Here is a 15,354-nt window from a genome sequence, read left to right as displayed (position 1 = left end):
AATTGGAAGGCCACTAGAGTGTATCGCACATGGAGAAGTGTTTTTCTATGACTATATCGCTACAGCGGAAGATGCGATCCATTTATTGAATAAATTAAGCCAATTCTCAATTTATACGATGGAAGAGGAATTGAAACGTGGATATGTGACACTACGAGGAGGACATAGAATTGGCCTAGCTGGAAAAGTCATTACAGAAAAAAGTGCAGTGAAAATGATTCGGGATGTCTCTTCTTTTAATATTCGTATTGCCCGTCAAAAAATTGGGATTGCTGAGCCGCTTCTGCCATATCTTTATGAATCGCGATGGTTAAACACGATGGTAATWGGCCCACCGCAAACGGGGAAAACAACACTTTTAAGAGATGTAGCACGCTGTATGAGTCARGGTGTAAGTGCTTCGAAAATTCCTTCATGTAAAGTGGGRATTGTTGATGAACGATCAGAAATTGCGGGTTGTGTGAAAGGAATCCCGCAATATGACTTTGGCGTGCGAGTAGATGTATTAGACGCTTGTCCAAAAGCTGAAGGAATGATGATGATGATTCGTTCTATGAGCCCAGACATATTAATCGTAGATGAAATTGGACGTAAAGAAGATAGTGAAGCGATTATGGAGGCGGTACATGCAGGTGTTCAGCTTTTTATAAGTGCACATGGATTTTCTTATGATGACGTTGTGAAACGTCCATCGTTACAGGCGGTGCTGGAACTTGGTGTATTTGATAGGTTTGTGGAATTATCAAAAGCGAGAGGGCCAGGAACAGTTATGCAAGTGAAAGATAGAGATGGAAAACCAGTATTATCCCAYAGAAAGGTTCAAGGCGTATGGTGAAAATATTTGGTGCGGTATTAATAGTTGCTGTTAGCACTTTTTTCGGATTTTCATACGCTAAAAGGTACAGTGAGAGACCGCGGCAACTTAGGTTATTGAAGGCAGCATTGCAATCATTAGAAGCTGAAATTATGTATGGACACACGCCGTTATCTGAGGCTGCAGAGCGTTTAGTCAAACAAATGCCGAAGCCGTTAAATTGGATATTTCAAAGCTTTTCGAAACGGCTAGAGGACGGGGAGCAAACAGTTAGAGAAGCTTGGATTGATAGTTTGAAGGAGAACTGGACGTTAACGGCGTTTAAACAAACCGAGTATGAAATCTTACAACAATTTGGTGAAACACTTGGACAACATGATCGTGAATCACAGCAAAAACATATTCGCTTATGTATTACACATTTGGAGAGAGAAGAAGGAGAAGCGAAAGCATTACAACTACAATATGAAAAAATGATAAAGAGTTTAGGGGTACTAGCAGGGCTACTTATCGTAATTTTACTGCTATAGGGGGGAGAAAGGCGATGTCCATTGATGTTGGATTAATATTTCAAATCGCCGGAATCGGCATTGTTTTAGCTTTCATTCATACTGTACTAAAAGAATTAAAGCGAGAGGATATTGCAAATTGGGTTATCCTTGTCGGTTTTGTCGTTATTTTGTTTCATGTTGCATTTTTAATTAATACTCTATTCGACAAGATTAAAAGTGTCTTTCTCTTCCAGTAAAGGAGGCGGTTCGAATCGAAATTATACAAATTGTCGGATTAGGCCTCGTTGCTACATTTTTAGCTGCTGTTTTGTTTGGTGCGCAAATTACAAAGGATGCTGGTCAAGGTGCAATCGCTTCGAAAATTGAATTAGCTGGGAAAATCTTAATTCTCGTCATGGCAATTCCTATTTTGACGGTTGTAATTGAAACAATTCTCGGTTTTTTACCTACGGGATAAGGGGGAGTGAATGTTGAGGAAGTTTGGAGCTAAGCTATTATTTGCTTGCTTCCTTTTCTTTTCTTTACCGATTGTTGTACAAGCTTCTCCTATAGAAACAAACGTCGTTGATCAACAATTGGATAAGCTCGGAATTGAAGATGTGAAGCAATTTTGGGACGGGCTTGTTACAAAGTATGGAGGCTATTTACCAGAGAGTCAAAAAGGAAGCTTTATGGAGTTTGTAAAGGGAGAAAAAGAGTTCTCCATAAAAGAGTGGATGATAGGTCTACTAAAATATTTATTTCATGAGCTTGTTGCAAATGGAAAGTTACTTGGAACGCTCATTATGCTCACGATTTTCAGTGCATTGTTGCAATCGTTGCAATCTGCTTTTTCAAAGAGTAGCGTGAGTAAAATCGCTGATGCAGTCGTATACATGGTACTTATTATTTTCGCTTTAAATAGTTTTTATGTCGTCATGACATATGCAAGAGAGACGATACAAACAATGGTAGATTTCATACTAGCGTTATTACCAATTTTACTCGCACTCATAGCAACAGGCGGCGGTGTTGTTTCTGTATCGTTTTTTCATCCAATTATCATTTTCTTAATGAATACGAGTGGGCTTCTTATGAACTATATCGTTCTACCACTTTTATTACTTGCAACTATATTAAGTATTGTAAGCACGATGAGTGATCAATATAAAGTTACGAAATTGTCCAAGCTTTTGCAAAACGTTAGTGTTGGGATTATTGGTATCTTTTTGACGGTTTTTTTAGGCGTATTATCTGTACAGGGAACAGCGTCAGCCGTTGCTGATGGTATAGCTGTGAAAACGGCCAAATTTGTAACAGGAAACTTCATTCCTGTAGTAGGAAGGATGTTTACTGAGGCGGCGGATACTGTTATTAGTGCATCTGGATTATTAAAAAACACAGTCGGAATTATCGGGCTCGTTATTTTATGCTTAATTGTCGCTTTCCCAGCGATTCAAATTTTTTGTATCGCGTTTATTTATAAATTCGCAGCAGCAGTATTGCAACCAGTAGGCGGAGGAGCAATTATTCAATGTTTAGATATCATTGGACGAAGTATCATTTACGTATTTGCTTGCTTAGCTATCGTATCATTTATGTTCTTTTTAAGTATCACAATTATTATTGCTGCCGGGAACATTACTCTCATGATGCGGTAGGAGGTGAAGAGTATGCAATTTGTTACAGAGTGGATTAGAAATATTATCGTTTTTTTACTCTTAGCGACAATGCTTCATCTTATTCTTCCAAATTCAAATTTGCAAAAGTACGTTAAATTCGTTGTAAGTCTATTGTTAGTCGTATTAATTTTAACGCCTCTATTTAAGTTGTTACAAACAGATGTAAATGAAGTTATCGCAAATTTCAATGAGGAAAAGTACGTAGCAGATGGATCTGTAAAAAATTCGATAGATTCGAAGAAAAAAGAAATACAAGCTCTAACACGTGCATATAGTTTAGAAGAGATGGCTACCAAAATGAAAAAAGACGTAGGAAAAGAGTTTGAGAAAAAGTATGGTATGACAGTCTCTGAAATACAAATAGTCGCAGTGGAACATACTGAAGAAGTAAAGTCAGCGAAAGATATTCAATCTGTTGTTGTGACGTTGAAAGAAAAAGAACGTAGTAAAAATGATGCAATCGAAACAGTAAAGCCAATTGAAATTAATATGAAAGAACCTCCAAAAAAAATAGAAGAAACGAATGTAGAAATGAAAGATTTCTTTTCAAGCAGGTGGCAACTAGAGGATAAACAAATCCAAGTTCAGATGGAAGGGAGGACAGGTAGCGTAAATGGACAATAAAGATAAAAATTCGAGGTTCTCATTTTTTCGAAACYTATTAAATGGGGATGGAAAAGAAAGTAATGAGAAGGGGAAAAAGGTAACACCTAAGTTTTTGCTTGTCCTACTCATACTTGGGATTGCGCTTATGTTTTCTAGTAATTTCTTATCACCTAAAAAAGAAGAAGTGCCTGTGTTTAAAGAAAAGACAAGTCAAAGCCAAGATAAAGATGTACCAACTTTCGGTCAAAAAAACAATGATAATATGTCAAATGTAGAAAAATACGAAAAAGCGTATGAACAAGAATTGAAAGCTTCTTTAGAAGAGATAGCCGGAGTAAAAGATGTAACTATTAAAGTGAACTTAGATTCATCTGAAGAAAAAATACTCGAGAAAAATACAGTAAAACGTTCACAAAAGACAGGTGAAACTGATAAAGCAGGCGGGAAAAGGGAAGTAGAAGACGAGTCTCTTGATGAAAAGACAGTCATTATACGTGAAGGTGATAAAGAAACTCCAATTGTTTTGCGAACAGAGAAACCGAAAGTACGAGGTGTTCTGGTCGTAGCAAAGGGAGTGGATAATATACAAATAAAAGCAATGGTAAAAGAAGCTGTGACGCGATTATTAGATGTACCAGCTCATCGCGTTTCAGTATCACCGAAAAATTGATAGGGAGGAAATAAAGTGTTAAAAAAACAAACGGCAACGAAAGAAACTACAAATAAAGAGACAACAAAAGAAAATACAAGCAAGGAAACTACAAATAAAGAAACAGACAAAAAAGAGAATGACAAAAAAGAAACAAGTAAAAAAGAGGCTAGCGTAACAGTTCAATCAAGCGATGAGAATTTTACAGCGCTACGTATGCAAATGGAAGATCAGCGTAGTGTAGAGAAAGAAAAGTTACAAAATGTAATGAAGTCATCAAAATCTTCAGCAGAAGAAAAGAGTAAAGCGAAAGATAATCTTGATGCMATYACTACGATGGAAACGAAGCAACAATTACTTGAGACAGTGATTAAATCTCAAGGCGGATATAAGGATGCTCTTGTAAGAGCTGATGGAACGGACATTAAAGTAACAGTTAAATCGGCAAAGCATTCACAAAAAGAAGCGAATAAAATTATTCAGCTCGTAAGAAGTGAAGGTGGTTCAAAAGATGTAGGTGTGAAATTTGATCCATCAGTAAAATAAATTGAAATTATAATAGGTGTTGCTGCTTCAAATTAGATAAAAGAATAATAGAAAAAAGCTATCGTTTTCGATAGCTTTTTTCTATTTCATCTTTGCAGTTGTATTTAGTATTTTCAATTGGAAACGGGGAAATACGCTGTGAGTAAAAGATTAATGGTTCGTGATGATGGTGATTAGTTTTTCCAGATTTGACGTGAATGAAGAGGACCAATGTCCAAATCACTACGGCAGGCAAGAACAGGATGAGCCATATCATATGTCCGCACCTCACTACAATAAATTTGCTACACTTTGAACATACTATTCTTTTATGAAGGAAGAATGAACGGCGCGTAAACAAAAAAATAATATTTGGTAAAAATATGTTTTTTTACCGTAGATAAAATGAAGAATGCTGAGGGAATTACGTTTTTACACTTTGCAGTTTTGAAAAAGTAAAGAATGTTTTTTAGGAAGTGGTCTTGCCAATTTTGTGTGAAACTTGGTATTATTACTAGGTAATAATTTTTTGGCGGAATAATATTTTTACAGGAGTTTCGATTTATAATAAAGAAATATAAATTGGAATGTTTAAAAAATTTAGCGTAAGATGGGAATAGTAAATATTTCTATTAGTAAATGTCATAGGAATAAATTTTCTAATAGAATACATCGTATTTTTACAGTAAATCAGTTTGATGCCAATCTGTAAAAACGGGACAAACAAGAGTATGGGAGTGGATTTTACATGTTTAAAATTCAAGAAGTTCGTGAATTAATTAAATTAATTGATAGCTCTAATATTGATGAATTTGAATACAAAAAAGACGGTACAGCAATCAAAATGAAAAAACGTGGTAATGAAGTTGTTGCTGTGCAAGCACCGGTAACGAAACAGGTAGTACAACCAGCAGCATCTGTTGAAGTAGAAACAGCAGTAGCGGCAGCGCAAGTAGAAGCGCCAAAACAAGAAGAGAAGACAGCTGTTCAAAATGAAAACCTACATAAAATCACATCACCGATGGTAGGGACATTTTATTCCTCTTCTTCGCCTGATACACCTCAATATGTAAGTGTTGGGGACAGAGTATCGAAAGATTCTATCGTATGTATTGTTGAGGCTATGAAATTATTTAACGAAATTGACGCAGATGTAGAGGGCGAAATTGTTGAAATTCTTGTTAATAACGGACAGCTTGTTGAGTATGGACAACCGCTATTTCTTGTAAAAGCGTAATAAGGGAGTCTTTGTGATGATAAAAAAAGTATTAATAGCCAATCGTGGGGAAATTGCTGTACGAATTATTCGTGCTTGTAAAGAAATGGATATTGAAACAGTTGCAATTTATTCAGAAGCAGACAAAGAGTCACTTCATGTGCAAATTGCAGATGAAGCGTATTGTGTTGGACCAACGATTTCAAAAGAAAGCTATTTAAATTTGACGAACATTATTAGTGTTGCGAAATTAACAGGTTGTGATGCAATTCATCCGGGATATGGATTTTTAGCAGAGAATGCAGATTTTGCAGAATTATGCCGTGAGTGTAACTTGATTTTTATCGGTCCAAGCCCAGAAGCCATTTCAAAGATGGGCACAAAAGACGTTGCACGTGATACAATGAAAGAAGCAGGGGTTCCGATTGTACCAGGTTCACAAGGGATTATTAAAAATACCGAAGAAGCGATCGAGCTTGCTAATCAACTTGGATATCCAGTTATCATTAAAGCGACTGCAGGTGGCGGCGGAAAAGGTATTCGTGTTGCGCGCCATGAAGAAGAGCTTGTAAAAGGAATTCAAATTACACAGCAAGAAGCCAGTACCGCTTTTGGGAACCCTGGTGTATACTTGGAGAAGTACGTTGAAGATTTCCGCCATGTTGAGATTCAAATAATGGCAGATACACATGGAAATGCCATTCATTTAGGAGAGCGTGATTGTACAATTCAGCGCCGTCTGCAAAAACTATTAGAAGAAAGTCCATCACCTGCACTTGATGAGAATATTCGCAAGCAAATGGGTGARGCAGCAGTTAAAGCGGCGGTAGCGGTTGATTATACAGGTGCTGGTACGGTTGAGTTTATTTATGAATATAAAACGAAAAGCTTTTATTTCATGGAGATGAATACGAGAATCCAAGTTGAACATCCAGTTACTGAAATGGTAACAGGGATGGATTTAATTAAAGAACAAATTCTTGTTGCTTCTGGAGAAAAGTTATCGTTACAGCAAGAAGAAGTACAATTTAATGGTTGGGCAATGGAATGTCGAATTAATGCGGAAAACCCTGCCAAAAAATTTATGCCATCTCCAGGTAAAGTAGAAATGTACTTACCACCAGGCGGATTTGGTATTCGCGTCGATTCAGCTGTATATCCGGGATATTCAATACCACCTTTCTATGATTCGATGGTTGCTAAATTAATTGTTCACGGAAAAACACGTGAAGAGGCAATTGCAAAAATGAAGCGAGCGCTCAGTGAGTTTGTCATTGAAGGCGTACATACAACAATCCCGTTCCATTTGCAATTGCTAGAGCATCCTGATTTTGTAAAAGGTGAGTTTAACACGAAATTTTTGGAAGAGCATGAACTTGTGACGCAGTGATACATTAAAGGAGGTTTTTTTCATGGCTGAACATATGTTAGATATGGGTCAAGATACAACTCTTGGAAAAGTAGAAATTGCACCAGAAGTAATCGAAGTAATTGCAGGTATTGCAGCTGCTGAAGTAGAAGGTGTAGCGGCAATGCGTGGTAATTTTGCTACAGATGTTGTTGAGAAGTTAGGTAAGAAAAATCATGGTAAAGGTGTAAAGGTTGAATTAGCAAACGAAGATATTATTGTTGACCTTTATGTTGTGATGTATTTTGGTGTAGCGATTCCGGTTGTTGCACAAAAAATTCAAGACAATATTCGCCAAGCACTCTTTACAATGACAGGACTTGAGCCAAAAGAAGTGAACGTTCACATCGTTGGCGTAACATTCGAAACACAAAAAACAGAAATCGAACCAGTGTAAGAGTGGAAAAAGGTGCCTAGTAAAATAGGCATCTTTTTTATCGTTTCATTTCTTCACAAATTAAAACCTTCTAATTATTATACTATTTCAAAAAAAAAGAAAAATAAAACGGTATGTTTCATTTTTCCAGAAAACGTACATTGTGATAAGATATGGAACTTGAAGTTAATCTTTTTATTATTTTTCAGCCTTGTACCCCGTGTGTGAAACGATAAATTGTGTTATTATCATTGTATTATAAGGTTGGAAAATCAATGAAAACTGCAAGAGTAAGTGAATTGACGGCTTATAAATTATAATAATATAACAAAACATAAGGAAAGACTTGAAGTATAAAGGAGAGTTACAATGAAACGTAGGACGGCTAGAGAAAGAGCAATGCAAGCATTATACCAAATGGATATTACAGGTGAATTAGAACCGAAAGTAGCGGTGGAAAATACGCTAGATGGAGAAAAAACGAGCACAATTAAAAGAAAAAGTTGTGAAGTTAAAAGAGCAAGGGATTGTACCAGGATTAGCAGTTATTTTAGTTGGAGAAGATCCAGCATCTCGTTCTTATGTAAAAGGAAAAGAAAAAGGCTGTGAGCAAGTAGGAATCTATTCAGAGCTAATTGAACTTCCTGAAACGATTACTGAGGAGCGTTTGCTTGCTGAAATCGATCGCTTAAATGGAGACGACCGCATTAATGGCATATTGGTACAATTACCTTTACCAAAACAYATTGAAGAAAAAGCTATCATTGAAAGAATTTCACCGGAAAAGGATGTAGATGGATTTCACCCAATCAGCGTAGGACGTATGATGACGGGACAAGACACATTCCTTCCATGTACACCGCATGGCATTTTAGAATTAGTAAAAGAAACGAATCTTGATATTTCTGGAAAGCATGTTGTTGTAATTGGAAGAAGTAATATTGTTGGTAAACCAGTGGGGCAACTGTTTTTAAATGAAAATGCAACTGTCACATATTGTCATTCTAAGACGCAAAATATAAAAGAATTATCGAAGTTAGCTGATATTTTAATCGTAGCCGTTGGACGACCGAAAATGGTAACAGCTGACTATATTAAAGAGGGTGCGGTTGTAATTGATGTTGGTGTTAACCGTTTAGAAACAGGCAAACTTTGTGGTGATGTTGATTTTGACAATGTATTAGACGTTGCAGGTTACATTACGCCTGTGCCAAAAGGAGTCGGCCCAATGACTATTACAATGCTTCTTCACAACACTGTGGAGTCTGCAAAGCGTGCAGGTGTTGTTTGTCAATAATTTGAATCGGCTATGAGGAGAGAGAAATGGAGAAACAATATTTAACCGTTACAGCATTAACACGCTATATTAAAACAAAAATAGAGTATGATCCGCATTTACAGTCTGTTTGGTTAAAAGGAGAAATTTCCAACTTTAAATATCATAGTCGTGGTCATATGTATTTTACATTGAAAGATGAAAATGCAAGAATTGCAGCGGTTATGTTTGCGGGTCATAATCGTAACATTAAATTCAGACCGGAAAATGGAATGAAAGTACTTGTAAGAGGAAAGATTTCTGTTTATGAGGCGAGTGGTTCTTATCAAATTTATATTCAAGACATGCAGCCTGACGGAATTGGAAACTTGCATTTAGCTTATGAGCAATTAAAAGTTCGTTTAGAGGAAGAGGGCTTGTTTTCTCAAGTTTATAAAAAAATAATTCCTCCGTATGCTAAAACAATAGGTGTAATCACGTCGCCAACAGGAGCAGCAATTCGCGATATTATAACAACAATTAAACGTCGTTATCCAATTGGAAATGTTATTGTGTTTCCTGTACTTGTACAAGGGGAGTCAGCRGCTCCCTCGATTGTACAAGCRATTCGTACAGCGAATGAAATGGGAGATATTGATGTTTTAATTGTTGGACGTGGTGGAGGCTCTATTGAAGAATTATGGGCCTTTAATGAGGAAATAGTTGCAAGAGAAATTTTCACAAGTGAGATTCCGATTATTTCGGCTGTAGGCCATGAAACAGATTTTACAATCGCAGATTTTGTCGCGGATTTACGTGCACCAACACCGACTGCAGCAGCTGAGCTGGCGGTACCTAATACTATAGAGTTACAAGAAAAGGTATTACAAAGAACTCTGAGATTGCAAAGAGCAATGAGAGAGAGAGTACATAAAAAAGAAGAAAAACTGCAAGTGTTACAAAAATCTTATGCGTTCCGTTATCCAAGGCAAGTGTACGAGCAAAAAGAAGAGCAGTTAGACAGGGCTCTTGAACAACTTGTTTTAGCGAAAGAGCGTTATATAGATAAAAAAGTAAATCAATTAAAGCAACTTTCATTTTATTTAGAAAAGCACCACCCATCTCAAAAAATTATACAAACGAAAACGGCAATTGAAACGTTGCAAAAGCAGTTGCAACGTGAAATGCAAACATTACTTCAAACGAAGGAGTTCGTATTTGTGAGAGCGGCTCAAAAGCTTGAGGTATTAAGCCCGCTTAAAGTAATGATGAGAGGGTATGGGCTTGTATACGATGAAGAGAAACAAGTATTAAAAAGCGTGAAAGATGTTAGCCTTGGAGATGCTGTTTCGGTTCAATTACAAGATGGAATACTAGATTGTAGCGTATCAAGCATAGAGGAGCGTGAATTGAATAATGGAAAATAAGTTAAGCTTTGAAGAAGCAATTTCGCAGCTTGAGCATCTCGTTTCTAAGCTTGAACAAGGTGATGTACCTTTAGAGGAAGCAATTTCTTATTTTAAGGAAGGCATGGAATTATCTAAGCTTTGTGATGAGAAATTGAAAGATGTACAAGAACAAATGGCAGTTATCCTTGGGGAAGATGGAGAGCTTAAACCGTTTACTGCTTTAGGAGATGAAGCATAGTGACACATATAGCTTTTGATGCTTTTTTGAAAGAGAGTAAAACTTTCGTAGAAGAAAAGCTTGTAAGCTATGCAAATGAATTACAATGTCCAAATGTGCTTCGTGAAGCGATGGCATATTCTTTGGAAGCGGGTGGGAAACGTCTCCGCCCGTTACTTTTATTTGCAACGTTACAAGCGTTTGGGAAAGAAAGAAATCTTGGAGTGGGTGCAGCTTGTGCCCTTGAAATGATTCATACATATTCGTTAATTCATGATGATTTACCTTGTATGGATGATGATGATCTAAGACGAGGAAAGCCTACAAATCATAAAGTATTTGGTGAAGCAATGGCAGTTTTAGCGGGAGATGGTTTGTTGACATATGCTTTTCAAGTTATTATGGCATATGAGCAAAAAGAAATCTCTGCTGAAAAAAAAGTAAGACTTGTACTTGAGCTTGCGAAAGCAGCAGGACCTGAAGGAATGGTTGCTGGACAAGTGGCAGATATGGAAGCTGAAGGAAAACGACTTACAATTAATGAATTAGAGTACATTCATAATCATAAGACAGGTAAACTGCTTGAGTTTGCTGTACTTGCAGGAGCGATACTTTCTGATGCTACAGAAGAGCAAGAAGAGAAGTTACTTGCATTTGCGAAATATATCGGTCTAGCTTTCCAAATTAGAGATGATATTTTGGATGTAGAAGGAACAGAAGAAGAGATTGGAAAACCGATTGGTAGTGATGTTTCCAACGAGAAGAGCACATATACGACGTTATTTACTGTAGATAGAGCAAAATCTATTTTAGAGGAGAAAATTGCAAAAGCAAAAGATTCTATTAGCTCCTTACAATTACAAGATGAATATTTACTATCTATTTGTGATTTAATCGCAAAACGTAATAACTAATATAACAGCGTTTCCATTTGTTGAGTCATTCATCATTTTATGATATAAATGTAGGAAAGGTTTTTCTTTTCTTGTTATTGGCAAAAATATATGTAGATTACATTGCCGTTATCACTTCGTGTTAGCGGCTATTTTTTTCATCACGTAAAGAAATATGATGTATAATATGATAAGTGAAAAAATGGAAGTGTTTTCTGAAAGCAGGACAAGATAAAAAGAATAGAAAAGATAATTTCTTGTGTTGTGTAAATGTTTCTTATAATATTTGACATGTTGACAGATTATGAAATGAAAGTGAGTGATCCATGTGGATCTAACGCRAATTCAAAACCCTAGTTTTTTGAAAGATATGTCTATCAGTGAACTAGAGGGGTTGAGTGAGGATATTCGTAAGTTTTTAATTGAAGAGCTCTCTCAAACAGGTGGACATATTGCACCTAATTTAGGTGTAGTAGAACTCACAATTGCTCTGCATAAATTATTTGATAGTCCGAAAGATAAGTTTTTATGGGACGTAGGACATCAATCCTATGTACATAAAATTTTAACAGGGCGTGCGAAAGAATTCGGCACATTAAGGCAATACCAAGGTCTATGTGGTTTTCCAAAACGCTGYGAGAGTGAGCATGATGTTTGGGAAACTGGTCATAGTTCAACGTCGTTATCTGCTGCAATGGGAATGGCTCTAGCACGTGATTTAAAGAAAACGGAAGAATACGTTATACCAATCATTGGCGATGGTGCATTAACAGGCGGAATGGCTTTAGAGGCATTGAACCACATTGGGCATGAAAAAACGGACATGATTGTTATTTTGAATGACAATGAAATGTCAATTGCACCAAACGTCGGTGCACTTCATAATGTACTTGGTCGTTTACGTACCGCAGGGAAGTACCATTGGGTAAAAGATGAACTAGAGTATATATTGAAGAAAATCCCAGCAGTCGGCATGATTATGAAAAGTTATTCGAAACGTTGCAATATGCAAAGAAAACAAAAGGCCCAGTACTTGTTCATGTTATTACGAAAAAAGGAAAAGGTTATAAACCAGCTGAAAGTGACGTTATTGGAACTTGGCAYGGAACAGGAYCGTATAAAATTGAGTCAGGTGACTTCGTTAAACCGAAAGAAGTTGCACCAGCATGGAGTGCTGTTGTTAGTGAAACAGTGCTTAAGCTAGCGAGAACGGATGAACGTATCGTTGCAATTACGCCTGCAATGCCTGTTGGATCGAAACTTGAGAAATTCCAAAAAGAATTTCCGGATCGCATGATTGATGTAGGTATTGCAGAGCAGCATGCTACAACAATGGCAGCTGGTATGGCAACACAAGGGATGAAGCCGTTCCTAGCAATTTATTCAACATTTTTACAAAGAGCATATGACCAAGTTGTTCATGATATTTGTCGCCAGAATTTAAATGTTTTCATTGGAATAGATCGCTCTGGATTAGTAGGAGCAGACGGTGAAACGCATCAAGGTGTATTTGACATCGCGTTTTTACGTCACTTGCCGAATATGGTGCTTATGATGCCGAAAGATGAAAATGAAGGTCAACATTTAGTATATACAGCGATGCAATACGAAGATGGACCGATTGCTTTACGTTATGCACGCGGAAATGGACTTGGCGTTCAAATGGATGAAGAATTAAAGGCGATTCCAATCGGTACATGGGAAACGTTAAAAGAAGGCACACAAGCAGCAATTTTAACGTTTGGTACGACAATCCCGATGGCAATGGAAGCAGCTGAGCGTCTTGAACAAGCTGGAGTATCAGTGAAAGTAGTGAATGCTCGCTTTATTAAGCCGATGGACGAAGCATATTTACATGAGCTTTTAGGGAAAAATATACCGATTTTAACGATTGAAGAGGCTTGTTTAATCGGTGGCTTTGGAACGGGAGTAGTTGAATTTGCTTCTGAGAACGGATACCATAGTGCTTTAATTGAACGAATGGGTATTCCTGATCGCTTCATAGAGCATGGTAGTGTAACAAAACTGTTAGAAGAAATTGGTTTAACAACAGATGCTGTTGTAGACCGTATTCATACAATGATTCCATCAAAACAAAAAAGGGCGTAACAAATGAGCGTAAAAAAAGAAAGAGTAGATGTACTATTAGTAGAGCGAGGACTTATAGAAACGCGTGAGAAGGCTAAACGTGCTGTTATGGCAGGTCTTGTATATGCGAATGAAATGAGACTCGATAAGCCAGGGGAGAAAATCTCACAAGATACGGAGATTACGGTGAAAGGGCAAGTCATGCCGTATGTAAGCCGTGGCGGTTATAAGCTTGAAAAGGCATTAGAAACATTTCAACTTGATTTACAAGATAAGGTTATGATAGATATTGGTTCATCAACTGGTGGTTTTACAGACTGTGCGCTTCAAAATGGGGCGAAGTTATCCTACGCATTAGATGTAGGATATAATCAACTTGCGTGGAAATTGCGTCAAGATGAGCGTGTTGTTGTGATGGAACGAACGAACTTCCGTTACGTGACACCGGCAGATTTAGAGCGTGGTTTACCGCAGTTTGCAAGTATTGATGTTTCATTTATATCATTAAGGCTTATATTGCCGGTTTTAAAAACAATGCTTATGCCAAATGGTGATGTAGCTGCATTGATTAAACCTCAGTTTGAAGCTGGACGAGAACAAGTCGGGAAAAAAGGCATTGTTCGTGATAGAAAAGTACATGAAGCTGTCGTGGAAATGATTGTCGATTTTGCTCTTAAGGAAGGSTATAATATCGAAGGTTTAACATTYTCACCAATTACAGGCGGGGATGGAAATATTGAATTTTTAATTCATCTAAAGTGGCACGGTGAGCGTGAGAATGGCGAAAATCATTCTCCGGTTTCTATTGAGCAAGTTGTTACAGAAGCACATGATGTTCTAAAACAAAAAGGGAAAGGGGAATRACATATGTTGTTCCTCTTTTTGTTGTAATCGTATAATGATTGTAAAAACAATTGTGTACAAGTAATGGATTATACGGTAACATAAATAAATGAAGTATACCAATGTTTAAACTATGGTAAGAGATAGTGTGAGGTGCAAATGTATGAATAAAGGTCAGCGCCATATTAAAATCAGGGAAATTATTGCTAACAAAGAAATTGAAACACAAGATGAGCTAGTTGATATTTTACGTAATGTGGGGTTTAATGTAACGCAAGCAACAGTATCGCGCGATATTAAAGAACTGCACTTAGTGAAGGTGCCATTACATGATGGCCGCTATAAATATAGCTTGCCAGCAGATCAACGATTTAATCCGTTGCAAAAATTAAAACGAAATCTAGTGGATTCATTTGTAAAATTAGACACGGCAGGACATATGCTTGTGCTAAAAACATTGCCTGGTAACGCTCATTCACTTGGGGCACTCATTGATCATTTAGAGTGGGATGAGATCGTCGGAACCATTTGTGGTGATGATACTTGCTTAATTATTTGCCGTACACCTGAAGATACAGGTGTTGTCTCTGATCGTTTCTTAAATATGCTTTAACAGAAAAATCTTGTTTACTTTCCTCTGTAAAGTGGAAAGTAAACAAGATATTTTTATTGGCGAAAAATACGGATTTTCAAATACAATACATTATTTTTTTTGAATGAAGTTAGAAAATAGGTGGATTGACCCGTAAAACGAATGTTTGGTACAATGGAGCGGGTTAGAAGAGTAATTTATACATACAAACATATAGTATAACTATTTGAATGAAGAATACTGAGAAAAGCCCTTAATAGGGGATTAGTTTATAACGAGGTGAATGGGGC

At 36.9% G+C, this 15,354-nt stretch carries 16 protein-coding genes and 4 pseudogenes; 19 read left to right on the top strand and 1 reads right to left on the bottom strand.

The features are described 5' to 3' along the window. From spoIIIAA to AC1DJR_RS18600, 8 genes and pseudogenes are all read left to right on the top strand, one after another. On the top strand, nt 1–835 hold an 835-nt coding region (gene spoIIIAA, locus AC1DJR_RS18635; protein WP_477003215.1), incomplete at its 5' end, for a stage III sporulation protein AA. Next, a complete protein-coding gene (spoIIIAB, locus tag AC1DJR_RS18630; RefSeq protein WP_002088574.1) occupies nt 829–1,344 on the top strand; it encodes a stage III sporulation protein SpoIIIAB in 516 nt (171 codons plus the stop codon). The genes spoIIIAA and spoIIIAB, both read left to right, overlap by 7 nt. Before the next feature lie 14 nt (nt 1,345–1,358). Beyond that, a complete protein-coding gene (gene spoIIIAC, locus AC1DJR_RS18625; protein WP_000020914.1) occupies nt 1,359–1,562 on the top strand; it encodes a stage III sporulation protein AC in 204 nt (67 codons plus the stop codon). Between the two features lie 74 nt (nt 1,563–1,636). Continuing rightward, nucleotides 1,637–1,783: pseudogene (locus tag AC1DJR_RS18620) on the top strand (SpoIIIAC/SpoIIIAD family protein); the annotation flags it as partial. Between the two features lie 10 nt (nt 1,784–1,793). Continuing rightward, nucleotides 1,794–2,966, top strand: coding sequence for a stage III sporulation protein AE (spoIIIAE, locus tag AC1DJR_RS18615; protein WP_002033983.1), 1,173 nt, complete (start codon nt 1,794–1,796; stop codon nt 2,964–2,966). Nucleotides 2,967–2,978: 12 nt separating this feature from the next. Further along, nucleotides 2,979–3,611, top strand: a complete 633-nt coding sequence (gene spoIIIAF / locus AC1DJR_RS18610) for a stage III sporulation protein AF (RefSeq protein WP_429686885.1) — start codon at nt 2,979–2,981, stop codon at nt 3,609–3,611. After that, complete coding sequence (gene spoIIIAG / locus AC1DJR_RS18605; RefSeq protein WP_429686884.1) at nt 3,601–4,263, top strand: stage III sporulation protein AG; 663 nt, start codon at nt 3,601–3,603, stop codon at nt 4,261–4,263. Before spoIIIAF ends, spoIIIAG begins: the two co-directional genes overlap by 11 nt. Before the next feature lie 24 nt (nt 4,264–4,287). Next, nucleotides 4,288–4,788 (top strand): annotated as a pseudogene (locus AC1DJR_RS18600) (SpoIIIAH-like family protein); the annotation flags it as partial. A gap of 58 nt (nt 4,789–4,846) precedes the next feature. Here the strand turns inward: AC1DJR_RS18600 and AC1DJR_RS18595 are convergent. Beyond that, a complete protein-coding gene (locus tag AC1DJR_RS18595) occupies nt 4,847–5,044 on the bottom strand; it encodes a hypothetical protein (RefSeq protein WP_012261697.1) in 198 nt (65 codons plus the stop codon). Nucleotides 5,045–5,515: 471 nt separating this feature from the next. Between AC1DJR_RS18595 and accB the strand changes: the two genes are divergently transcribed. The 11 genes and pseudogenes from accB to argR all read left to right on the top strand — a co-directional run bounded on the left by accB (nt 5,516) and on the right by argR (nt 15,085). Beyond that, nucleotides 5,516–6,004 (top strand): acetyl-CoA carboxylase biotin carboxyl carrier protein, encoded by a 489-nt coding sequence (accB, locus tag AC1DJR_RS18590; RefSeq protein WP_002192509.1) that lies wholly within the window; start codon nt 5,516–5,518, stop codon nt 6,002–6,004. Nucleotides 6,005–6,020: 16 nt separating this feature from the next. Beyond that, nucleotides 6,021–7,373, top strand: a complete 1,353-nt coding sequence (gene accC, locus AC1DJR_RS18585; RefSeq protein WP_002015065.1) for an acetyl-CoA carboxylase biotin carboxylase subunit — start codon at nt 6,021–6,023, stop codon at nt 7,371–7,373. Between the two features lie 22 nt (nt 7,374–7,395). Next, entirely contained in the window at nt 7,396–7,788 is a 393-nt protein-coding gene (locus tag AC1DJR_RS18580; RefSeq protein WP_000807630.1) for an Asp23/Gls24 family envelope stress response protein, read from the top strand. A gap of 348 nt (nt 7,789–8,136) precedes the next feature. Continuing rightward, nucleotides 8,137–8,253, top strand: a pseudogene (locus AC1DJR_RS18575) (transcription antitermination factor NusB); the annotation flags it as partial. Continuing rightward, nucleotides 8,237–9,064: a bifunctional methylenetetrahydrofolate dehydrogenase/methenyltetrahydrofolate cyclohydrolase FolD gene (gene folD, locus AC1DJR_RS18570; RefSeq protein ID WP_477003214.1), complete on the top strand. Its 828-nt coding sequence runs from the start codon at nt 8,237–8,239 to the stop codon at nt 9,062–9,064. The pseudogene AC1DJR_RS18575 and the gene folD, both read left to right, overlap by 17 nt. Nucleotides 9,065–9,090: 26 nt before the next feature. Further along, nucleotides 9,091–10,449 carry an exodeoxyribonuclease VII large subunit gene (xseA, locus tag AC1DJR_RS18565; protein WP_429686883.1) on the top strand — a complete coding sequence of 453 codons (1,359 nt, stop codon included), beginning with the start codon at nt 9,091–9,093 and terminating at the stop codon, nt 10,447–10,449. Next, a complete protein-coding gene (xseB, locus tag AC1DJR_RS18560; protein ID WP_000428422.1) occupies nt 10,439–10,669 on the top strand; it encodes an exodeoxyribonuclease VII small subunit in 231 nt (76 codons plus the stop codon). The genes xseA and xseB overlap by 11 nt, the downstream gene beginning before the upstream one ends. After that, a complete protein-coding gene (gene ispA, locus AC1DJR_RS18555; protein ID WP_477003213.1) occupies nt 10,669–11,562 on the top strand; it encodes a (2E,6E)-farnesyl diphosphate synthase in 894 nt (297 codons plus the stop codon). The genes xseB and ispA overlap by 1 nt, the downstream gene beginning before the upstream one ends. A 307-nt stretch (nt 11,563–11,869) precedes the next feature. Then, nucleotides 11,870–13,650, top strand: a pseudogene (gene dxs, locus AC1DJR_RS18550) (1-deoxy-D-xylulose-5-phosphate synthase). Nucleotides 13,651–13,653: 3 nt separating this feature from the next. Next, nucleotides 13,654–14,493, top strand: a complete 840-nt coding sequence (locus tag AC1DJR_RS18545) for a TlyA family RNA methyltransferase (protein ID WP_002015074.1) — start codon at nt 13,654–13,656, stop codon at nt 14,491–14,493. Nucleotides 14,494–14,635: 142 nt separating this feature from the next. After that, nucleotides 14,636–15,085 carry an arginine repressor ArgR gene (gene argR, locus AC1DJR_RS18540; protein ID WP_002015076.1) on the top strand — a complete coding sequence of 150 codons (450 nt, stop codon included), beginning with the start codon at nt 14,636–14,638 and terminating at the stop codon, nt 15,083–15,085. The last annotated feature ends 269 nt before the right edge of the window (nt 15,086–15,354 follow it).

The organism is Bacillus sp. 05T31 (assembly GCF_056396725.1).
The sequence above is the reverse complement of the archived record's forward strand: the minus strand, read 5'-3'. Positions and strand labels throughout refer to the sequence as shown.